At 69.2% G+C, this 20,568-nt stretch carries 17 protein-coding genes; 13 read left to right on the forward strand and 4 right to left on the reverse strand.

The genetic code is table 11. From position 1 onward, the window contains the following. Window positions 1-6 precede the first annotated feature (6 nt). Complete coding sequence (locus ACZK39_RS10240; RefSeq protein ID WP_459055041.1) at window positions 7-1,890, forward strand: hypothetical protein; 1,884 nt, start codon at window positions 7-9, stop codon at window positions 1,888-1,890. 42 nt (window positions 1,891-1,932) lie between these two features. Here ACZK39_RS10240 and ACZK39_RS10245 read toward each other — a convergent pair whose 3' ends face one another. Then, window positions 1,933-3,165: a serpin family protein gene (locus ACZK39_RS10245; RefSeq protein ID WP_463613252.1), complete on the reverse strand. Its 1,233-nt coding sequence runs from the start codon at window positions 3,163-3,165 to the stop codon at window positions 1,933-1,935. 182 nt (window positions 3,166-3,347) lie between these two features. On the opposite strand from ACZK39_RS10245, the gene ACZK39_RS10250 reads away from it, so the two are divergent. The 6 genes from ACZK39_RS10250 to ACZK39_RS10275 are packed head-to-tail and all read left to right on the forward strand — an operon-like array spanning window position 3,348 to window position 11,843. Then, on the forward strand, window positions 3,348-4,100 hold the full coding sequence (locus ACZK39_RS10250) for a DeoR/GlpR family DNA-binding transcription regulator (RefSeq protein ID WP_463613253.1): 753 nt from the start codon (window positions 3,348-3,350) through the stop codon (window positions 4,098-4,100). A 28-nt stretch (window positions 4,101-4,128) separates the two neighbouring features. After that, on the forward strand, window positions 4,129-5,499 hold the full coding sequence (locus tag ACZK39_RS10255; RefSeq protein WP_463613254.1) for a dihydrolipoamide acetyltransferase family protein: 1,371 nt from the start codon (window positions 4,129-4,131) through the stop codon (window positions 5,497-5,499). Between the two features lie 17 nt (window positions 5,500-5,516). After that, window positions 5,517-6,884 (forward strand): dihydrolipoyl dehydrogenase, encoded by a 1,368-nt coding sequence (lpdA, locus tag ACZK39_RS10260; protein WP_463613255.1) that lies wholly within the window; start codon window positions 5,517-5,519, stop codon window positions 6,882-6,884. 31 nt (window positions 6,885-6,915) lie between these two features. After that, window positions 6,916-9,375, forward strand: a complete 2,460-nt coding sequence (locus ACZK39_RS10265; RefSeq protein WP_463613256.1) for an alpha-ketoacid dehydrogenase subunit alpha/beta — start codon at window positions 6,916-6,918, stop codon at window positions 9,373-9,375. A gap of 3 nt (window positions 9,376-9,378) precedes the next feature. Next, the gene (locus tag ACZK39_RS10270) at window positions 9,379-10,737 is read left to right on the forward strand and encodes a PHP domain-containing protein (RefSeq protein WP_463613257.1); all 1,359 of its coding nucleotides are present in this window, start codon (window positions 9,379-9,381) and stop codon (window positions 10,735-10,737) included. After that, window positions 10,734-11,843: an SDR family NAD(P)-dependent oxidoreductase gene (locus ACZK39_RS10275; protein ID WP_463613258.1), complete on the forward strand. Its 1,110-nt coding sequence runs from the start codon at window positions 10,734-10,736 to the stop codon at window positions 11,841-11,843. Before ACZK39_RS10270 ends, ACZK39_RS10275 begins: the two co-directional genes overlap by 4 nt. Window positions 11,844-11,962: 119 nt before the next feature. Here ACZK39_RS10275 and ACZK39_RS10280 read toward each other — a convergent pair whose 3' ends face one another. Next, window positions 11,963-13,033: a putative endonuclease domain-containing protein gene (locus tag ACZK39_RS10280; RefSeq protein ID WP_463613259.1), complete on the reverse strand. Its 1,071-nt coding sequence runs from the start codon at window positions 13,031-13,033 to the stop codon at window positions 11,963-11,965. Window positions 13,034-13,304: 271 nt separating this feature from the next. On the opposite strand from ACZK39_RS10280, the gene ACZK39_RS10285 reads away from it, so the two are divergent. Continuing rightward, a complete protein-coding gene (locus ACZK39_RS10285; RefSeq protein WP_463613260.1) occupies window positions 13,305-13,718 on the forward strand; it encodes a CBS domain-containing protein in 414 nt (137 codons plus the stop codon). Window positions 13,719-13,745: 27 nt separating this feature from the next. Here the strand turns inward: ACZK39_RS10285 and ACZK39_RS10290 are convergent, their stop codons facing one another. Both ACZK39_RS10290 and ACZK39_RS10295 read right to left on the reverse strand, forming a co-directional pair. Beyond that, window positions 13,746-14,729 carry a zinc-binding alcohol dehydrogenase family protein gene (locus ACZK39_RS10290; RefSeq protein WP_463613261.1) on the reverse strand — a complete coding sequence of 328 codons (984 nt, stop codon included), beginning with the start codon at window positions 14,727-14,729 and terminating at the stop codon, window positions 13,746-13,748. Then, window positions 14,726-15,253, reverse strand: coding sequence for a PadR family transcriptional regulator (locus ACZK39_RS10295; protein ID WP_463613262.1), 528 nt, complete (start codon window positions 15,251-15,253; stop codon window positions 14,726-14,728). Before ACZK39_RS10295 ends, ACZK39_RS10290 begins: the two co-directional genes overlap by 4 nt. A 150-nt stretch (window positions 15,254-15,403) precedes the next feature. Here ACZK39_RS10295 and ACZK39_RS10300 point away from each other — a divergent pair, with 150 nt between their 5' ends. From ACZK39_RS10300 to ACZK39_RS10320, 5 genes are all read left to right on the forward strand, one after another. After that, window positions 15,404-16,303 carry an ABC transporter substrate-binding protein gene (locus ACZK39_RS10300; protein WP_463613263.1) on the forward strand — a complete coding sequence of 300 codons (900 nt, stop codon included), beginning with the start codon at window positions 15,404-15,406 and terminating at the stop codon, window positions 16,301-16,303. A 79-nt stretch (window positions 16,304-16,382) separates the two neighbouring features. After that, the gene (locus ACZK39_RS10305) at window positions 16,383-16,679 is read left to right on the forward strand and encodes a Dabb family protein (protein ID WP_463613264.1); all 297 of its coding nucleotides are present in this window, start codon (window positions 16,383-16,385) and stop codon (window positions 16,677-16,679) included. A 547-nt stretch (window positions 16,680-17,226) separates the two neighbouring features. Further along, window positions 17,227-18,717, forward strand: a complete 1,491-nt coding sequence (locus tag ACZK39_RS10310; protein WP_463613265.1) for a methylmalonyl-CoA carboxytransferase subunit 5S — start codon at window positions 17,227-17,229, stop codon at window positions 18,715-18,717. 11 nt (window positions 18,718-18,728) lie between these two features. Further along, a complete protein-coding gene (locus tag ACZK39_RS10315) occupies window positions 18,729-20,285 on the forward strand; it encodes an acyl-CoA carboxylase subunit beta (RefSeq protein WP_182781688.1) in 1,557 nt (518 codons plus the stop codon). Window positions 20,286-20,297: 12 nt separating this feature from the next. Continuing rightward, window positions 20,298-20,558, forward strand: a complete 261-nt coding sequence (locus ACZK39_RS10320; protein ID WP_182781689.1) for a hypothetical protein — start codon at window positions 20,298-20,300, stop codon at window positions 20,556-20,558. The last annotated feature ends 10 nt before the right edge of the window (window positions 20,559-20,568 follow it).

Raw genomic sequence — 20,568 nt, forward strand, 5'->3', positions numbered from 1 at the left:
GCGGGGGTGCATCGCCTCTCCGTCCGCGACCTTCGTCGCAGCCGCGCCCACCTGGCCTGGCTGAGGACCACCTGGACCTTCCTCGCCCTTGCCATCGGCATCGGCGTGCTCGAGCCCCTCGGGGCCCACGAGTTCGCCCGTCCGCCGCTGTTGTCGGGGGGATACATCGCGATCGGCCTGGGGCTGACCGTGGCCGTCTCCGGCGTGCTGGTGTGGCTCGCGCCGCGTGTGGCGCTGGGGAGCGCGGTCGCGTGCGCCGTCGTCGGCGTCGCCTGGTCGGGCCAGCAGGCGTTGTGGTGGGCCGCCGGGCTGACCGCGGCCGTGATGCTCGGATTCGTTCTCGTGCGGGACTCGCGATCCCGGCCGCGCGGGGACGTGGTGGTCCCCGCCATCGGCGTGCCATTCGAAGGGTCCTGGGCCGCAACCCCGGCGCTGCGTCGATGGCTCGGGGTCGGCGGGGTGGCGGCGGTCGTGGTGGCTGGCCTCGTCGGGCTTGCGATTCACCAGATGGAGACGCGGGACGCGGCCCGGTTCGAGGCCGGGGCGTCGCTGGTGAGCGTCCCCGTCTCCGCGATCGAGGAGGACGAGGACGGCTACCAGTACCTGACCGTGATTCTCGACGGCGTGGATCGGGAGATCGAGAGCCCCTGGAACGACGACGTCGCGGTGGGCGATCAGGTGGACGTGCTCACCGACGGGTCGCGGGCAGTGCTGGTCGGCGCGGGCCAGGACAATCCGGCGTGGCTCCTCGGCCTGGTGGCCGCGGTGCCCATGGCCGCGGCGGCGGTGTGGGGACGCTACGTCGCGCCGCATCGGCGGCGGGCCAGGCTGGTGGCGCAGGGCGCGCCCGGTGTGACGGTGCGGGTGGTGTGCAACGGCGAGATCGCGCTCGTGCTCCCCACCGACGCGGACTGGCCGGCCCTCGAGCTCACTCACCTCGACGGCCTGGCGGAACGGGACAGGGTGGCCGAGGCCGCCGTCGACGCTGACGCATGGGAGCAGGAGGACGACGACGAGGAACTGGCCGACATGCCCATGCCTGCCACGGCCATGGAACTGGCGCACTGGGCCGACGACATCCACCGCGAGGTCGTTGCCGAGGAGATGGAGGGTCTCACCGGTGAGGTGAAGACGCTGGCCGAGGCCGTCATCGGCCCCGACACCAACGGCGCCGAGCCGTTCATCCTCGTCGGAGGCTGGGCGCACGGCTCCACGGTGGCGTTGGCCAGAGCGACAGGGCAGGTCTGGCTGGCCGAGGTTGAGGAGCCCCAGCCCTTCAGGGGTCGGCGGCGGTTCCTTCGTGCCATCAAGCCCGGGCAGCCGGGCTGGGAGGTGGACGAGGCGGCTCCCACCACGGTTCAGGAGAACTTGGCGCTGTGGGCACTGCGTCACGGGCGGTGGACGCGCTGGGTGGCGGCGTTGGCCGTGGCGGGGGTCGGCGCCCTGGCGGTGCCCTTCATGCTCGAGGAGGTGTGGGGCGACTGGTTCGACAACATCCGCCTGATCCTCGCCGTCCTCGTGGTGGTGACCGGGCCGTTCTGGGCGACGTCGTGGTCCTGGGGCGAGTTCAGCCGGTTCCGGCAGGGCTTCGGCTGGTACGGGCTGCTGCTCGACGACGTGGTGGGTCCAGCACGCGTCGACCTGATCGCGCCCGGCAGTCACGCCGTTGGTGTGCGGCTCCGCGCCCCAGAGGACATGCTGAGCATCGACCCGGCCGTGGTGCGCGCGGGCGCCACCACCGAGGCCGCGGCAGCCGAGCTGCAGTCGTGGCTCGCCGCCGGCCCGGAGGGCGCCAGGGGTGGGCGCCGCCCCACCCCCGCCCTCGTCGCGACGGTGCTGATGGTGGTCGCCTGGGTCGCGCAACTCCTCCCGCTTGGCCTGGGGGCTTAGCCCGCGGCGCGGCGGCGCCGAGCCGGACCCGACCGGAGGGTGCTACTCGCTGGGGGCCGCGGGGTCCTCGACGATGGCCAGGAAGATGGGCCAGCGTGTCCGGGTGTCCAGCACCCGCATGACGTAGGGCCGGTCCACCCAGAGCTCGGCGTCGTAGGACGGCATCCCCGTGCCGACGGCGCCCTCCGTCAGCACCGCCCCGACGGTGCCCTTCGGGCTCACCGTCAGGGTCACCTGCTGCACGAGCTGGCCCAAAGCCCCCCCGGGCAGGATCATGCTCAGGTCGGACAGGACGATCCCGGCCTCCTGGACGGGTTGCAGCAGGTCCCAGGTCTGCTTCTGGTCCGACGTCGGCATGACGACGGAGATCTGTCCTTCGCCGGCTGCCTCGAGCCCCTCCGCGACGGCCACGAGTTCGTCGACGGTGAGCTCGCTCGGAGCCACCCCCGGTGAGGGGAGGATCACGTCCATCGCGAGCACGTCGTCGTACGGCAGCCGTACCGCGCTCCACCGCGACCCCTCCGCGAACCGGGCCGGCACGATCTCCGCCATCCCCGGCACCTCCGTCGGGGCGCCACCGGTGGGGGTGAACGGCACCGGCCACTCGCTGGTGAACGGCGTGCGCCATCTGGCAGCGAACAGCACCGCGTCCTGCAGCACGAGCCGCAGGTCCGGCGTTACCTCGATGGCGGACTTCTCGATCAACCCGGCTGTGTGCTTGTTCGCCCACGCGTCGAGCACAGCCTTGGCCCCGTCCCGGTCCACGCGCGCGACGCCGGAGTCGTAGAACCGCGACAGCCGGTCCAGGAAGGCCTCCTCGACGATCGCCTCGTCCAGGATCACCACCTGCGACGCCTGATGGACGACGATCTCCTCCGGTGGCTCCTTCTTGTCGACGCTGTCCGGAAGTGTGTCGTACCCGGCGAGTGCCTGTCGCAGCGCCGCGACGGCCGCGGACCGCTCGTCCCCGGCCAGGCCGATCGTCGAGTCGAGCGACGCCGCGCTGGCCCCCGCCGCGCCCTCGCCCAGCATCGCGATGGCCGACAGCAGCGAACTGGGCCCGAGCACTCTGTTGCCGGTCTTGGTCCCCAGCACCGTCCAGGCCAGCGCCTCCGTCGCGCCCGCGGCCTGCGCAACTCCCGCCGTGTCAGGCGGGAACTCCTCCGGAGGGGCGGTGCCCCGGATCTCCCCCGGCTCGGCCGTGGCGCAGGCGGTGAGCGGAATGGCAAGGGCCGCGAGTCCCGCGGTGACGAGTACAAAACGACGAGTGGGCATCGAAAGCCTCCTCTGTCCAGCGTAGATCCGCACTGGATGCGGCGCCGCTGCCGTGACCGAATCGTGACCGCATGAGCAGATGCCCAGGCTTTCGCGACCCGCGGCACGAAACCGAATCGCCGGGGTTATAGTCGGTCTATCGAAAGCATTTCGGAAGTTAACGAAAGCGATGTGAACAGCCAGTGACGGTCGAGCGCACCGAGCGTGAGCACGAGATCATGTCTCGTCTCACCGACGACGGCTCGCTGTCGGTGACCTCCCTCGCCGCCGAACTCGGCGTCTCCGAGGTGACCATCCGCGGAGATCTGAGGGGCATGGAACAGCGGGGAATGCTGGTGCGCACCCGCGGCGGGGCCCGCCCCACCACGCTGAAGTCCATCCTGCAGCGCGAGAAGCTCAACGTGGAGGCCAAGCAGCGCATCGCCGCCGCGGCCGCCGCGATGGTTCTCGACGACGACACCATCATGATCGAGGCCGGTACCACGACCGCCATGCTGGTGCGCAACCTCACCGGGCGTCGCGGCGTCCAGATCGTCACCAACTCGGCGCTGGCCTTCTCCACGGCCCGGATCAACCCCGCTCTCGGCGTCATCCTCACCGGTGGCGTGTTCCGCGCCGAGTCTGAGTCGTTCGTCGGCCCCCTCGCCGAGCGCGCCATCGCGGACTTCAACACCCGCCTGGCCTTCGTCGGCACGGACGGGTTCTCTCCCGAGCGGGGCCTCACCACGCGGTTCGTCGAGGGCGGGCAGGTGGCCTCACTCATGCGCGAGCGCGCCGAGGAGACCTGGCTGCTGGCCGATTCGTCGAAGTTCGGCCAGGCTGGCTTCGTCACCTTCCTGCCCCTGGCGGGCATCACCGGGGTCATCACCGACGACGGGCTCCCCGCGGGCGCCGTCGAGGCCCTCCGGGAACACACCCAAGTACGCGTCGTCTAGTCAATCAACGAAGAAGAAGGACAACACCATGGCAACCGTCGTAGTCATGCCGCAGCTCGGCAACAGTGTCGAGTCGTGCCTGATCGTGTCGTGGCAGGTGAAGGTGGGCGACGAGATCGCCGAGAACGCCATCGTCTGCGAGGTCGAGACAGACAAGGCCTCCATGGAGGTCCCCTCCTCCGCCGCCGGCACCGTGCTGGCCCTGCTCTGGGCCGAGGGCGACGACGTCCCGGTCAAGGATCCCCTCCTGGTGGTGGGCGCCGCCGGCGAGGACCCCAAGCCCGCGCTCGACGCGGCCGGCTGGAAGGGCGACGGTGAGGCCGAGGCAGCACCCGCCGCAGAGTCCGCCGCCCCCGTCGCTGCCCCGGAGCCAGAGGCCGAAATCCCGGTCGAGCGAGCCGCCGCCACCGGCGCCTCCAGCCCACGCGCCCGCAACCTCGCCGCCGCCAACTCGCTGGACCTCGGCGCCGTCGCCGAGGGTTCCGGCCCCGGCGGACGAGTCATCGTGCGTGACGTCAAGGAGGCCCTCACCTCGGCCACCACGGGCGCCGCCCGCGCAGGGGCCCACGCCGCTGGCGCCGAAGGTACCGGCCTCGGCGGCCGCGTCACCACCGCTGATCTCGCCGCCCCGGCCGAGCCGGCCGTCGCCGCAGCCCCCGCGGCGCCCCGCCCGGCGAGCGCCGTCGACGCCGACTTCCCCGGCCCGTCGGAGGCCACGAAGGTCAAGGGTGTGCGCAAGGTCATCTCGGACCGGATGATGAACTCGCTGGCCACCTCCGCGCAGCTCACCTACACCACCACCGCGAACGCCCAGGGCCTGATGGACCTGCGCAAGAAGCTGAAGAACTCGGACCCGTCGCTGGGCATGAACGGCGTCACCATCGGCGACCTCGTCGGCTACGCGGCCGTCCGCGCCGCCGCGAAGAACCCCTCCCACAACGCCCACCTGGCCGACGGCGTGCTCACCACCTTCGAGCGGGTCCACATGGGCTTCGCCTGCGACACCCCCCGCGGCCTCCTGGTGCCGACGGTGCGCAACGCGTCGCTGATGAGCCTGCGCGAGTTCTCCACAGTGAGCAAGCAGCTCGCCAACGAGGCCATCGGCGGGACGATCAACCCCGACCTGCTCTCCGGCGCCACCTTCACGGTGACCAACCTGGGCGGCTTCGGCATCGAGTCGTTCACCCCGCTGCTCAACGTGCCGCAGACCGCCATCCTCGGCGTGGACGCGATCTTCCCGCGGGTCACGGTCAACGCCGACGGCTCCGTCGGCGCGGAGCAGCGCATCGGCCTGTCGCTCACCGCGGACCACCGCGCCATCGACGGCGCGGATGCCGCCCGCTTCCTGCAGGACCTCGTGACGTTCATCGAGGCCATCGACATCACCGTGCTCGGCTGAGAGGAACTGACACATCCATGAGTGACTACGACGTCATCGTCCTGGGCGGAGGCCCCGGGGGCTACATCAGCGCCGAGCGCCTCGGCCACGCCGGGAAGAAGGTCCTCCTCATTGAGGCCGAGGCCCTCGGCGGGACCTGCCTCAACGTGGGCTGCATCCCCACCAAGGCCCTGCTCAACGCGGCCAAGACCTACGAGCACGCCAAGCACGGCACCAACCTCGGCATCCACACCTCCGACATCACGGTGGACTGGACCGAGCTCCAGAAGTGGAAGGCCCAGACGGTCACCACCCTGGTCAAGGGTGTGGGCTTCGCGGAGAAGAAGGCCGGCGTCACCGTCGTCAAGGGCTACGGCACGTTCGAGGGACCCGGCAAGGTCACCGTCGACGGCACCACCCATACCGCCGACCACGTCATCCTCGCCACCGGCTCAGTCCCCGTGATGCCCCCCATCCCGGGCGCCAAGGACAACCCGCACGTGGTGGACTCCACCGGCATGCTGGCCGTCGAGTCCATCCCGTCGCGCCTGGCCGTGATCGGCGGCGGGGTGATCGGGCTGGAGTTCGCCAGCCTGTTCGCCACGCTCGGCTCTGAGGTCACCGTCGTGGAGATGCTGCCCGAGATCGTGCCGTTCATGGACGCCGAGCTCGCGCCCATGCTCCGCAAGGCGCTCAGCAACGTGAACTTCAAGCTGTCCTGCAAGGTCACCGCCCTCGACGGCGGGACCGTCCGCTACACCACCGCCGACGGCGCCGACGAGGCCGTGGAGGCCGACGTCGTGCTCATGGCCGTGGGCCGCCGCCCCGCCGTGCAGGGCTGGGGCGCGGAGAACTCCGGCCTGGAGGTCTCCGGCAAGGGCGTGGTGGTGGACGACCGCATGCGCACCAACCTCCCGAACGTCTGGGCCATCGGCGACGTCACCGGACGCTCCCTCCTGGCCCACGCGGCCTACCGCATGGGCGAGATCGCCGCGGCGAACATCCTCGACCCCGAGGCCCACCGCAAGGGCGAGGTCATGCGCTGGTCCACCATCCCGTGGGCCGTCTACTCCATCCCGGAGGCGGCGGGCATCGGGCTCACCGAGGCCCAGGCCAAGGCCCAGGGCGGCAACGTGCAGACCGTCACCGTCCCAGGCGCCATGTCGGGCCGCTTCGTCGCCGAGAACGGCGTCAAGGCCCCCGGCGCCGCCAAGCTGGTCTACGACGGCGACACCCTGCAGGTGCTCGGCGTCCACGTCGTGGGCAGCTACGCCTCCGAGATGATCTGGGGCGCCTCCGTGGTGCTCGAGACCGAACTCAACATCACCGACCTGCGCCAGGTCGTCTTCCCCCACCCCACCGTCAGCGAACTCATCCGAGAGGCGGCTTGGGCTGCCAAGGCCTGAGCGACCACCAGAAAGCTAGGAGCAGTCACACATGCCACGCACCCTCGTCGTCGATCCGAGCAACGTCCGCTCGGCGTCGTTCATCACCACGCCCGACATCCCCGTCAACCAGTACAAGCCCAACTTCGCCGCTGAGCTCGAGACCCACGGCAAGGACGGTCTGGTGGACATCCTCCACGACATGATCGCCGTGCGTCAGTTCGAGACCATGCTGAACTCGATCAAGACCACCGGCGCCTGGAACGGGGTGGAGTACAACCACCGCGGCCCGGCGCACCTCTCCATCGGGCAGGAGTCTGCCGTCGTCGGCCAGGCCTCGCAGCTTGACCCCACCGACTTCCTCTTCGGCTCGCACCGCAGCCACGGCGAGATCCTCGCCAAGTGCTACTCCGCGGCCCGCAAGCTCGACCCGGCCGAGCTCGAGAACATCATGAAGACCTTCCTCGACGGCGAGACCCTCGGCTTCGCGGAGAAGGTGGGCCACGACGGCCTGCTGGACCTGGCCGAGAACTTCATCCTCTACGGCACCGTGGCGGAGACCTTCGCCCGCAAGGCCGGGTTCAACCGCGGCCTCGGCGGCTCCATGCACGCCTTCTTCGCGCCCTTCGGTTCCATGCCCAACAACGCCATCGTCGGCGGCTCGGCCGACATCGCCACCGGCTCGGCGCTGTTCAAGCGGATCAATCGCCAGCCCGGCATCGTGATCGCCAACATCGGCGACGCGTCGATGGGCTGCGGCCCGGTGTGGGAGGCCATGATGATGGCCGCCATGGACCAGTACCGCACCCTGTGGAAGCACGGCGTCGACGGCAACCCGCCGATCTGGTTCAACTTCTTCAACAACTTCTACGGCATGGGCGGCCAGACCTCCGGCGAGACCATGGGCTACGACATCCTGGCCCGCGTCGGTGCAGGCGTGAACCCCGAGGCGATGCACTCGGAGCGCGTCGACGGACTGAACCCGCTCGCCGTGGCCGACGCCGTCGCCCGGAAGCGCCAGATCCTCGAGTCCGGCAAGGGCCCGGTCCTCACCGACACCATCACCTACCGCTTCTCCGGCCACTCGCCGTCGGACGCCTCCAGCTACCGCACCCGCGAGGAGGTGGAGCTGTGGGAGACCCACGACGGCCTCAAGAACTACGCGGCCTACCTCGTCGAGAACAAGGTGCTCAGCCAGACCGAGGTCGACGACATCCAGGCGAAGTTCGACGAGCGCCTCACCAAGATCATCGCCATCGCGACGAAGGACGAGGAGTCCAGCCCCCGCGTCGGCATGGACTTCATCGAGACCGTCATGTTCTCCAACGGCAACGTGGAGGCCATGGCCGAGGGCAAGCCCGAGCTGCTCGAGCCGCTGGAGGAGAACGCCCGCGTCAAGTCGCTGAAGAACAAGGTGCGCAAGGCCACCGACGAGAACGGCAAGCCCGTCTCCAAGGCCAAGGCCTACTCCTACCGCGACGCTCTGTTCGAGGCCGTGGCGCACCGCTTCGCCACCGACCCGACGATGGCCGGCTGGGGCGAGGAGAACCGTGACTGGGGCGGCGCGTTCGCCGTCTACCGCGGGCTCACCGAGATGCTGCCGTACCACCGCCTGTTCAACTCGCCCATCTCGGAGGCCGCCATCATCGGCGCCGGCGTCGGCTACGCCCTTTCGGGTGGCCGCGCCATCGTCGAACTGATGTACTGCGACTTCCTGGGCCGCGCGGGCGACGAGATCTTCAACCAGGCCGCCAAGTGGCAGTCCATGTCCGCCGGCCTCCTCACGATGCCCCTGGTCATGCGCGTGTCCGTGGGCTCCAAGTACGGCGCCCAGCACTCCCAGGACTGGTCCGCGCTCGTGGCCCACATGCCCGGGCTCAAGGTCTACTACCCCTCCACCCCGTACGACGCCAAGGGCATGATGAACCTGGCGCTGCGCGGCACGGATCCGGTGATGTTCTTCGAGTCCCAGCTGCTCTACGACGTGGCCGAGCAGTTCGCGGCCGACGGCGTGCCGGAGGGCTACTACGAGGTCCCCGAGGGCGAGCCGGTGGTGCGCCGCGAGGGCACCGACCTGACCATCGCGGTGATCGGCCCGACGCTGTACCGCGTGATGGAGGCCGCCGACCTGCTTCAGGAGAAGTACGGCATCTCCACCGAGGTGATCGATCTCCGCTTCGTCGCGCCGCTCAACCTGGACCCGATCGTCGAGTCCGTGAAGAAGACCGGACGCCTCGTGCTCACCTCGGACGCGGTGGACCGCGGGTCCTTCCTGCACAACGTGGCCTCGTCCATCCAGACGCTGGCGTTCGACCACCTCGACGCCCCCGTCACCGTGGTGGGCTCGCGCAACGCGATCACCCCGGCAGCCGAGCTGGAGAAGGAGTTCTTCCCCCAGCCCGACTGGCTGATCGACGCCATCCACGAGCGGATCCTCCCGCTCAAGGGTCACGTGCCCACCACCAACCAGACCAACGCCGAGCTGGCGCGTCGCTCCCGGCTGGGGCTCTGAGACATGTCACGCGACGTGATCAACGATCCGACGGCCATGCCGGCCGAGCGCCTGGCCGCCCTGCGGGAGTACCTGCAGGACGGCCCGGAGTTCCCGGAGCTCGTCACCGAGTCCAACAACCACGTCCACACCATCTACAGCTTCAGCCCGTACACGCCGGCGATGGCCGCGCTGCGGGCACGTGAGGCCGGTCTGATGGTGGTGGGTTCGGTGGACCACGACTCCGGGGCGGCCGCCGCGGAGATGGCGGAGGCGGCCTCGTTGCTCGGCATGGGCGCGGTGACCGGCTTCGAGTGCCGCGTCTACGTGCACACCGCCGACGAGGTGGCCTCGGGCAACGCGCCGATGCACACCCGCAAGCTGAACAACCCGGACACCGCGGGCATCGCCTACATGACGGTGCAGGGCATTCCCGCCTCGTCGCGCGACAAGGTGGCCGAGTACCTGGTGCCCATCCGCGACGCGCGGCTCAAGCGCACCGCCGCGATGGTAGAGCGGGCCAACGAGATCCTCGGCCGCCTCGGCGCGCCGCTGATCGACCTGGAGGAGGACATCGTCGAGCGGTCGCAGTTCCTGCGCGGCGGGACGGTGACCGAGCGTCACCTCCTGGCGGCCATGGCCTCGAAGCTCATCGAGCGCTTCGGGCCGGGGCAGTCCCTGGTCGACGGCCTGGCCGAGATGGGCCTGTCGCTCTCCGGCAAGGTCGCGGACCAGCTGGCGGATCCGGACAACCCGCACCTGGTCTTCGACCTGCTGGGCGTGATGAAGGCCGAGTTCCTGGACCAGATCTACGTGATCCCGGAGCGTCTCGAGGACGGCGGCGAGTGCCCGAGCATGGCGGATGTGATCGCCTTCGCCAAGTCCGTGGGCGCCATCCCGTGCTACGCCTACCTGGGCGACGTCACCGCGTCGCCGACGGGGGACAAGAAGGCGGAGAAGTTCGAGGACGACTTCCTGGAGGAGCTGTTCGTCGAGCTGGAACGCATGGGCATGCCGGCCATCACCTACATGCCGCCGCGCAACACTGCCGAGCAGATGGCCCGCGTGGCCGAGCTGGCCGCCGAGCATGGGATGCTGGAGGTCTCCGGGGTGGACATCAACACGCCCCGACAGGTCTTCAACTGCCCCGAGCTGCAGCGCCCCGAGCTGGCGCATCTCAACGACGCCACCTGGGCGATGGTCGCGCACGAGCAGCTCGCCAACGAGTCGGCGTCGCTGGGCCTGTTCTCGCCGGATTCGCCGCTGGCGGTCCTGCGGTTGACGGACCGGGTGGCGCGCTACGGCGCGCTCGGCCGGGCCCTCGTGGCCGGTGAGACCACCGTCGAGGAAAGTGTCAGTCAACTGAGGAGGGCTCTTTCATGAGCATCGTCGACATCGCCCCGGTGGTCCGGGGCGCCTACCTGGCGAGGCACGGCATCCCGGTCCTCGTGACGTCGCTGGCTGAGGTGCCGACGCAGTCGGCCTCGAAGCCTATGAAGGTCTCCTCGATCGCAGACCTGCCCCAGGCCCTCGCCGACGCCGACATACCCCTCCCCGGCGACGTCGTCGTCGAGGTGGCGGGGGAGCGCCACGCCTTCTCGGCGCGGACCCTCGGCGATCTCACCCCGCTGCCCGGCGCACGCTCGGCGGAGGCGCGCAGCGCGGCCTCGCGGTCCGCCGTCGTCTCGGGGAAGGTGGCCGTGGTCACAGGCGGCGCGCAGGGCTTCGGCGCGGAGATCGTGCGCGGGCTCGTCGACTCCGGCGCGTTCGTCTACATCGCCGACCTCAACGGCGACGGCGCGGCGGCCCTGGCCGCCGAGCTGGGCGACCGTTCCGCGGCGATCACCGTCAACGTGGCGGACGAGGCCTCGGTCGCGGCGATGGCGGAGCAGATTGCTGCCACCACGGGCGGGCTCGACCTGGTGATCTCCAACGCGGGCATCGTCCGCGCCGGGGGAGTGCTGGAGCAGGACCTGTCCGCGTTCGCGCTGACCACGGACATCAACTACACGGCGTTCTTCCTCGTCACCAAGCACCTGGGCCGCCTGCTGGCCGCCCAGCACAAGGCGGCGCCCGGCTGGATGACCGACATCGTCCAGATCAACTCGAAGTCCGGCCTGGTGGGCTCGAACAAGAACGGCGCCTACGCCGGCTCGAAGTTCGGCGGAATCGGCCTGGTGCAGAGCTTCGCGCTGGAGCTCGTCGAGCACGGCGTGAAGGTCAACGCCATCTGCCCGGGCAACTTCTACGACGGCCCCCTGTGGTCCGACCCCGACCGCGGGCTGTTCGCGCAGTACCTGCGCTCCGGCAAGGTCCCCGGCGCCACCACGGTCGCGGAGGTGCGCGAGTTCTACGAGGCGAAGGTCCCGATGCGTCGCGGCACCACCGGCGCGGATGTCATGCGGGCGGTGTACTACATCGTCGAGCAGGCGTACGAGACCGGCCAGGCCATCCCGGTCACCGGCGGACAGGTCATGCTCAGCAGCTGATCAGCCAATCTCTTGGGCGGCGGATCTGGTGGCGACTACGCGACCAGATCCGCCGCTCAGCATTTCCGGGCCCCCCGGTCGACCGCGGGCCGATCCTTAGCCGGCACTTGTGGTGGCGACTACGCGACCAGATCCGCATCCTTGGCGGGAGGGCAGCGTGGGCAGTCGAGCCGCTCCCCTTCCCAGCCCCGCGCGCTCAGCGCATCGGCCAGTTGAGCCGCGACGGCGCACGCTTCGAGCGTCACCGCCTGCCACCCGTAGCGCAGGGTGGCGGTGTCCTCCGCGACGAGGCGTTCGTTGTCGCGGGCCATGTCCTTGGACCATTCGGTGTGATCCCGCATGCCGTCGAGCTCGACGGCGAGCAGCGCGTCTCGGTACAACGCGTCCCCGCGGCCGACGACGGTGGGTACCTGCTTCTCGGGCATCGGCAGCCCGTGTGGGAGCAGCACCTGGGTCTGGAAGCGCCATTCGAGGGCGCTCTCGATGCCTTGGCCGGCATGGCTGCAGAGTTCCTTGAGGACGGCCGAGTGCCTGGTCCGTTGCCGTGCGGCGAGCGCGGTGAGGATCCTGGCTGGCAGCGTCCGGCCCTGCGCGAGGGCACGGGCCACCGCCGCGACAGTCGCGTCCTCAGAACTGACCCGGGCCAGATCGACGAGACTCGTCTCCACAGACGTCCGTGGGGGGCTGCCCATCCCCTTCCTCGTCCCCCGTCGGTACACCACGGTCCACTGCCCGACGGTGAAGCCGTCGCGTCTGGCCTCGGCCCAGACCGCGATCCGCGACGGCGCGTCGCGGACGGCATCGTGAAGATGCGCCGCGGCGTCCTCTCCGAGGATGGCCGACTCACCGCCGCGCAGCAGCCCTGCCCAGGCGACGGCCTGCCACGTGGGTTCCTTGATGCAGTGCAGACCGTCCGCTGGGTTGACCCAAGACCGGGCCATCCGGCCGATGACCGCGCGGGTGAGCCCACCGTCAATGAGTTGGCGCGTGGTGAGGACGCCCTCCTGGGAGTTGGCCAGGGTGAGGAGGGCTGGGGTCAAGCTCTTTCGCCGATGCACGGTCCGAGCCTGCACGCGCCAGCGCGTGCTGTCCTCGTGATGGGGGAGTGCGGACAACACCGTGAGGCGAACGGACAACACCTGGCGCACTGCGTCGAGCGCCGCGACGACGCCACCAGATCTGCCGCTCACCGTTCGCGGGTTCGGCCTCCAGCCTCGGCCCATCCTTGACCGGCACTTCTGGTCGCGACTACGCCACCAGATCCACCGCTCAGCGTTCGAGGGTTCGGCGCTAGCCGCGGCCCATCCTTGGGAGGCGCTTTTGGTGGCGACTACGCCACCAGATCTGCCGCTTGGCGTTGACTCGCTCCCGCTCAGCCGTCGCCGACGTTTGGATCTCCACCCACTGGGTACGAGGGAGGTGGGCAGCCCGTCAGGGCTGCCACTCACCGTAGGAGGAACGATGAAGACAGCACGAGACATCATGACCACGCCAGCGGAGACGCTGCCGCCCACCGCGACACTCACCGAGGCCGCGCAACAGCTCCGGGACCTCAACGTGGGCTCGCTCCCCATCCTCGACGGCGACCACCTACTGGGTGTGGTCACCGACCGCGACATCGTGGTCCGAGGCATCGCCGAGGGCCTGGACCCGTCCAGCGCGACCGTGGCGGAGGTCGCGACGGGCGCCGTCGTGACTGTGGACGTCGACGACGATGCCGAGAAGGTCGCCCGCATCATGGGCGAGCGGCAGGTGCGTCGAGTCCCCGTGCTCGACGGGGGGAGGCTCGTCGGCGTCATCGCGCAGGCCGACGTGGCCCGGGATCTGGACGCCCGCACCACCGGTGACGTGGTGGAGGACATCTCCCAGCGCTGACCCGACGGCGGTCAGACATCGGGTCATTCAGAGCGTGACGACGAGCTTGCCCCGTGCGGTTCCCTGTTCCATCACGGTGTGCGCCTGATGGATCTGGTCGAGGGTGAAGACGCGGTCGAGGGGGACCAGGGCTCGGCCGGCGACGACATCGTCGATGAAGCCCTGGAGAACCTCCGTGGGCAGGTCGTCGGCCTCCCCCGAGTACGCGGTCAGCCGGACCCCCCGGGGCAGGTAGTCGATGGGGTAGAAGTCGCGCACGGTCCACTGGTTCGACAGCATGCCGGTGAAGCAGACGACGCCATGTACCCGGGTGGAGCGCAGGGTGTCCGGGAGCGTGGGCGTGCCCACGAGTTCCAGCGCCGCGTCGACCCCGTCGGGCAGGATGCGGTGCACCTGCGCGGCGACCTCGCCGTCGTCCACGATCACGTGGTCGACTCCCACGGCACGAAGCGACTCTGCCTTCGCCGGGTCGCGGGTGGTGGCGAACACCAGCGCGCCTCGTCGCTTGGCGAGGACTGCGGCCGCCATCCCCACCGATGAGGACCCGCCCCGGATGAGGAGTGATTGGCCCGGCTGCAGATCCAGGCCCACAGTGAGGGACCCGTACGCGGTCTGGAGCATCTCGGGCAGGGCGGCGAGGGTGGCCCAGCCCAGGTCCGAACGAAACGCGATCACCTGGCCGGCGGGCACACAGGTGTACTCGGCGTAGCCGCCGTCGAAGACGCGCCCCATGCCGCCCATCATGGTCACGACCTGCTGTCCCGGCTCGAACTCGCCCCCGGGCGCGAAGTCGACCACCCCGGTGGCTTCGATGCCGAGGACCCGTGGGAAGGTGACGCCCTCGGCGAGCCCCAGACGGGTGTGCAGCTCTGAGCGGTTCAGCCCGAACGCGTGGACGCGGATGCGAACCCAGCCTGGACGGGGCTCCGGGACGGGGAGCTCCCGAAGTCGGAGGTTCGAGACAGGGCCGGGGCGTTCAAGCACCATGGCGCGCATCGTGGGGGGTGTCATCGGGCGGCTTCCAAGGTCTCGCGGAGCCATGCGCGCTCCGCGCGGCTGGTCGCGCGGGCGGTCAGCATGATGCCGCGACGGTAGGGGTCGCCGATCTCCTCGGAGCCGAGGGCGCGGTCCCCGTCGTAGAAGAAGCCGACCCCGGGCTCCTCCAGGAACTCAAGCCGACGACGCAGCACGCCGTGCTGGTCGGCCAGTGCGGGGACGTTGGACAGGAAGGCGAGGACGACGAAGAACCGGTCGCCGTCGGTGATGTCGTGGCCCCGGGCGTCGCGCAGCCGTGCCCGAAGCTCCTCCAAGCCGGCGCCGGTCAGGCGCAACGTCTGCCGCTGCACGGCCCCACGACCGGGGGAGGGATCGTCCCGCCGCACGAAGCCGGCCGCCTCCAGGCGCTTGAGCGCGGGATAGAGCGTGCCATCGCTGATGGCGCGTGCGTAGCCGTGCAGCCGCTCCATCCGACGCCGCAGCTCGTAGCCGTGCAGCGGTCCCTCTGCCAGGAAGCCCAGCACCATCAACTCGATCACGAGCACACCCTACACCTCGATTCGTGTTACCTCGATTCGATATATAGACTTGGGTGTGTTCCCCGATCGGCGGGCTCCTCGCCACAAGCGTGACCAGGCCGGTCACGCTCACCGAGACGCCGGCCCCCGGCGCCTGACCGAAGGAAACCCATGCCCTTGCTCCGTACTCTCACTGCCGTCTCCGTCGGCCTTGCAGCGGCCGCAGGCCTGACCGCCTGCGGAGGCTCTGAGCCTCTCGCGAACGGGGAGACCGAGGCCATCGTCATCGGCTCGCAGGATTACTACTCGAACGAGATCGTCGCCGAGATCTATGCCCAGGCGCTTGAAGCGGCCGGGCATGAGGTCGTCCGCGAGTTCCGCATCGGCCAGCGTGAGGTGTATGTCCCGGAGATCGAGTCCGGGGCCATCGACCTGTTCCCCGAGTACACGGGGCCGCTGCTGCAGTACTGGGAGCCGGACACCCAGGCCCGGTTGGCGGATGAGGTCTACGCCGCCCTGCAGGAGGCCACACCCGAGGGCCTGAGGGCGTTGGACCAGTCCCCGGCCACGGACCAGGACTCGTACACCGTCACCCGGGCATTCGCCGAGCAGTGGGGCCTGGAGACCATCGCGGACCTCGCGAAGGTGAGCGAGCCGCTGACGTTGGGCGGGAACTCCGAGGGGGAGAACCGTCCGAACGGCCCCAGCGGCCTGAGGGCGACCTACGGCGTCGATGTGGCCTTCACGCCCATCGAGGACGGCGGCGGCCCCCTGACGGTGAAGGCGCTGCAGGATGGAGACATCCAACTCGCGATCATCTACACCGCTGACCCCTCCATGCAGAAGAACGACCTGGTCAGCTTGGAGGACACGGAGGGGCTCTTCCTCGCCTCCCACGTGGTTCCGATGGCCAGCGATGACATCGACGACGAAGCGGCCGGCATCATCAACGCGATCAGTGCGGCGATGTCTGCGGAGGATCTAGTCGGCCTCAACCTACGCAGCGTCGACGAGGAGCTCGCGCCCGCGGAGATCGCGGCCGATTGGCTCGCCGCGGAGAACCTGACCTGAGCACCCCAGCAAGACCTGAGCACCCATCGAACCACCCGCTGCACGTTGCGGCGACCACCACCGACACAAGGAGCACACCATGATCACCCACGTCTGGAGCATGACGTTCACCCCCGACGCCACGCCTGAGCAGCGCAGCGCCCTCATCGCCGCAATGGCCGAGTTGCCCGCCAAGATCGAGGGCGTCGAGTCCTTCCGCTCAGGCTCGGACCTGGGGCTCAACCCCGGTAACGCGGAGGTCGGAATCGTCGCCGAGTTCGCCGATGAGCAGGCCTGGCGCAACTACCTCGCGGCGCCGGCTCACGTCGCATTCGTCGACGACCACGTGAACGCGGTATGCGCCACGTGGAGTGCGTTCCAGCTGCGCGCCATCTGAGGTTGGCAGCGCCGGGTCTGGGGCGTGCTCGAACGGTGCCCCGGGACTCGGCCGGCCACCCCGATGATGCTGGAACCCTTCCCTTGCTTGGAGGGGAGGGGTACCGTGGTCCATGTCCTGTTAGCTACATTTCGGGAGGCAAAGTATGGGCTGCGCATATCAGCATCAAGAGACCATCGGTAAGGCCAATGAAGGCCCCGGCGGCTTGATCGAGAACGACCAGCTTCGCCGATAGGTTCAACTTCAGGGCAGGGCGTCATGACGCCCGGCCTGGCATTACCACTAGCGGGACGGGGTCGCCTTCGGGCGGCCCCGTCTCGTGCTGTGCCATGCGCGAGCAAGCGGAGGCGGTGGGAGAGTCCTTCGAGGCGGTCTCACAACGGCCGGTGGACACGTGCTGGTGGTCCTGCCGTAGACCGCCCCAGTGCCCGCTCGACTAGGTGCGACGGGCGCACAGGAATAGTCCTCAAGCTTACAGGGGGTTGGTCGGACCGATTATCTCGGGGGTGCCGTTCCTGGGGGCCGGGGAGCATGGTTGTATTACCCCATGACAGCCCGAAAGATCGGCGTGACGGAGCTTGTACTCCGAGACGCGCATCAGAGTTTGATGGCGACCCGCATGGCCATGGAGGACATGGTCGGCGCCTGCGAGGACATCGACCAGGCTGGTTACTGGTCAGTCGAATGCTGGGGTGGCGCGACGTTCGACGCGTGCATCCGATTCCTGAACGAGGACCCCTGGAAGCGTCTGCGCACCTTCCGCGAGTTGATGCCCAACTCGCGCCTGCAGATGCTGCTGCGCGGCCAGAACCTCCTCGGTTACCGCCACTACGAGGACATGGTGGTGGAGAAGTTCGTGGAGAAGTCCGCCGAGAACGGCATGGACGTCTTCCGCGTCTTCGACGCCCTCAACGACCCCCGCAACATGGCCCACGCCATGGCTGCGGTGAAGAAGGTGGGCAAGCACGCCCAGGGCACCATCTGCTACACGATGTCCCCGGTGCACACCGTCGACGGCTACATCAAGCTCGCCGGCCAGCTGCTGGACATGGGCGCCGAGTCCATCGCCCTGAAGGACATGGCCGCCCTGCTGCAGCCGCAGCCCGCCTACGACATCATCCGCGGCATCAAGGAAACCTACGGCGACGTGCAGATCAACGTGCACTGCCACGCCACCACCGGCGTCACCCTCGTGTCGCTGATGAAGGCCATCGAGGCCGGCGCGGACGTCGTGGACGCGGCCATCTCGTCGATGTCGCTCGGCCCCGGCCACAACCCCACCGAGTCGCTCGTAGCGATGCTCGAGGGCACCGAATACACCACGGACCTGGACATGGAGCGCCTCCTCAAGATCCGCGACCACTTCGCGGGCGTGCGCCCCAAGTACAAGGAATTCGAGTCCGCCACCCTGGTGGACACCGACATCTTCCTGTCCCAGATTCCCGGCGGCATGCTCTCCAACATGGAGTCCCAGCTGCGGGCCCAGGGCGCGGGAGACCGCATCCGCGAGGTCATGGAAGAGGTCCCCAGGGTCAAGGCAGACGCCGGCCACCCGCCGCTGGTCACCCCGTCGTCGCAGATCGTGGGCAGCCAGGCTGTGTTCAACGTCCTCATGGGCCGCTACAAGGTGATGACGGGCGAGTTCGCGGACCTCATGCTCGGCTACTACGGCGAGTGCCTCGGCGACCGCAACCCCGAGGTCATCGAGCTGGCCCAGAAGCAGACCAAGAAGGACATCATCACCGGCCGACCCGCTGATTACCTCAAGCCCGAATGGGACAGCCTCCACACGCAGGCCGAGGCGCTCGAGGGCTTCGAAGGCTCCGAGGAGGACGTGCTCACCAACGCCATGTTCCCGGGCGTTGCGCCGGCGTTCTTCAAGACCCGCGCTGAAGGCCCCAAGAGCGTGGCGAAGACGCCGGAGCAGCTCAACACCGAGAAGGTAGCCGCTGCGAGCCACCAGGGCATCACCGGTCCCATCAAGTACAAGGTGACGCTCGCCGGCCGCGAGCACCACGTCGCCGTCGAGCCAGTCTGAGGAGCAAGCAGATGCCCAAGGAATACACCATGGCTGAGCGCCTCGATCAGCTCACCGAGAAGCGCGCCCACGTCCACGCCGGTGGCGGCGAGGACAAGCTGCAGAAGCACCGCGACAAGGGGAAGATGACGGCGCGCGAGCGCATCGCCTCCCTCGTCGACGACGGCTCCTTCCAGGAGACCGGCGCCTTCCGCCGCAACCGCACCACCACCTTCGGGATGGACAAGGCGGACATGCCGGCCGACGGAGTGGTCACCGGCGCCGGCTACGTGCTGGGGCGCCCGGTCCACCTGGCCAGCCAGGACTTCACCGTCATGGGCGGCTCCGCCGGCGAGGCGCACTCCATCAAGGTCACTGAGACCCTGAAGGCGTCGCTGACCACCGGAACGCCGTTCATCTTCATCAACGACTCGGGCGGCGCCCGCGTCCAGGAGGGCATCGACTCGCTCTCCGGCTACGGCAAGGTGTTCTACGCCAACGTCCTGCTCTCAGGCGCGGTGCCCCAGATTTCGATCATCGCCGGCCCGTGCGCCGGTGGCGCGGCCTACTCGCCCGCGTTGACGGACTTCATCATCCAGACGCGCAAGGCCCACATGTTCATCACGGGCCCCGGCGTGATCAAGCAGGTCACCGGTGAGGACGTGTCGCAGGACGAACTCGGCGGCGCGGATGCGCACATGGCACGCTCCGGCGTGGTGCACTTCGTGGCCGACGACGACGAGCAGGCCATCCTGATCGCCAAGAAGCTGCTGAGCTTCCTCCCGCAGAACAACACCGAGGATGCCCCCATCGTCGATCCCGACGACGTGGTGGAGCCCAACGAGAAGCTCCGGAACATCCTGCCCGTGCAGTCCAACAAGGGCTACGACGTGCGCGAGGTCATCGCCGAGATCGTGGACCACGCGGACTTCCTCGAGGTTCAGGCCGGCTGGGCGAAGAACATCGTGGTGGGCTTCGGCCGGATCGTGGGCCGCACCATCGGCATCATCGCGAACCAGCCGAGCGTCATGTCCGGCGTGCTGGACATCGACTCCTCGGACAAGGCCAGCAAGTTCGTCCGCTTCTGCAACGCGTTCAACATCCCCGTGGTGAACCTCGTCGACGTCCCCGGCTTCCTGCCGGGCGTGGCGCAGGAGCACAACGGCATCATCCGCCACGGCGCGAAGATGCTCTACGCCTACTCCGCGGCCACCGTCCCGAAGATCACCGTCGTGATGCGCAAGGCCTACGGCGGCGCGTACCTGGCGATGTGTTCGAAGGACCTCGGCGCGGACAAGGTGTTCGCATGGCCGACGGCGGAGATCGCCGTGATGGGCGCTGCCGGCGCGGCCAACGTCGTGTTCCGTCGCGAGATCGACGCGGCCGAGGACAAGGAGGCGCGTCGCGCCGAACTGGTCGAGGAGTACCGCGAGACGTTCTCCACCCCCTACATGGCGGCGAGCCGTGGCCTGGTGGACGACATCATCGATCCCGCCGACACCCGACGCGAGATCGCCATGGCGCTCGAGCTGCTCGTCGGCAAGCGCGAAGTGCGCCCCGCCAAGAAGCACGGCCTCGGCCCGGCCTGATCGGGGATAGCGATGGAAGACACCACACTGCAGGAGTTGCGCGACGCTGTCGCGGCCCTCACGGACAAGGTTGCCGCCCTCGAGGCACGGGTGGAGTCCCTCGAGGACTGCCGCCAGATTCCCGAGGCGGACATCATCGCCATCGGCGCCGCCGTGGCCGCGTACTTCGGCCACAAGGCCAAGGTGCGCGCCATCCGTTACGGGTCGCAGACCAGGTGGGCCGCGGCCAGCCGGGCCCGCGTCCACGACCGGTCCGTCCCCCACGTCCGCTGACACAGCCACA

This window comes from Tessaracoccus luoxuelianae, assembly GCF_055326245.1.

Excerpts from the sequence above, each read along its gene's own strand:
- ACZK39_RS10305 (WP_463613264.1), top strand. The coding sequence starts at position 16,383 with ATGATCACCCACGTCTGGAGCATGACGTTCACCCCCGACGCCACGCCT.
- ACZK39_RS10300 (WP_463613263.1), top strand. The coding sequence starts at position 15,404 with ATGCCCTTGCTCCGTACTCTCACTGCCGTCTCCGTCGGCCTTGCAGCG.
- ACZK39_RS10315 (WP_182781688.1), top strand. The coding sequence starts at position 18,729 with ATGCCCAAGGAATACACCATGGCTGAGCGCCTCGATCAGCTCACCGAG.
- ACZK39_RS10265 (WP_463613256.1), top strand. The coding sequence starts at position 6,916 with ATGCCACGCACCCTCGTCGTCGATCCGAGCAACGTCCGCTCGGCGTCG.
- ACZK39_RS10270 (WP_463613257.1), top strand. The coding sequence starts at position 9,379 with ATGTCACGCGACGTGATCAACGATCCGACGGCCATGCCGGCCGAGCGC.
- ACZK39_RS10255 (WP_463613254.1), top strand. The coding sequence starts at position 4,129 with ATGGCAACCGTCGTAGTCATGCCGCAGCTCGGCAACAGTGTCGAGTCG.
- ACZK39_RS10290 (WP_463613261.1), bottom strand. The coding sequence starts at position 14,729 with ATGACACCCCCCACGATGCGCGCCATGGTGCTTGAACGCCCCGGCCCT.
- ACZK39_RS10285 (WP_463613260.1), top strand. The coding sequence starts at position 13,305 with ATGAAGACAGCACGAGACATCATGACCACGCCAGCGGAGACGCTGCCG.
- lpdA (WP_463613255.1), top strand. The coding sequence starts at position 5,517 with ATGAGTGACTACGACGTCATCGTCCTGGGCGGAGGCCCCGGGGGCTAC.
- ACZK39_RS10275 (WP_463613258.1), top strand. The coding sequence starts at position 10,734 with ATGAGCATCGTCGACATCGCCCCGGTGGTCCGGGGCGCCTACCTGGCG.
- ACZK39_RS10310 (WP_463613265.1), top strand. The coding sequence starts at position 17,227 with ATGACAGCCCGAAAGATCGGCGTGACGGAGCTTGTACTCCGAGACGCG.
- ACZK39_RS10320 (WP_182781689.1), top strand. The coding sequence starts at position 20,298 with ATGGAAGACACCACACTGCAGGAGTTGCGCGACGCTGTCGCGGCCCTC.
- ACZK39_RS10245 (WP_463613252.1), bottom strand. The coding sequence starts at position 3,165 with ATGCCCACTCGTCGTTTTGTACTCGTCACCGCGGGACTCGCGGCCCTT.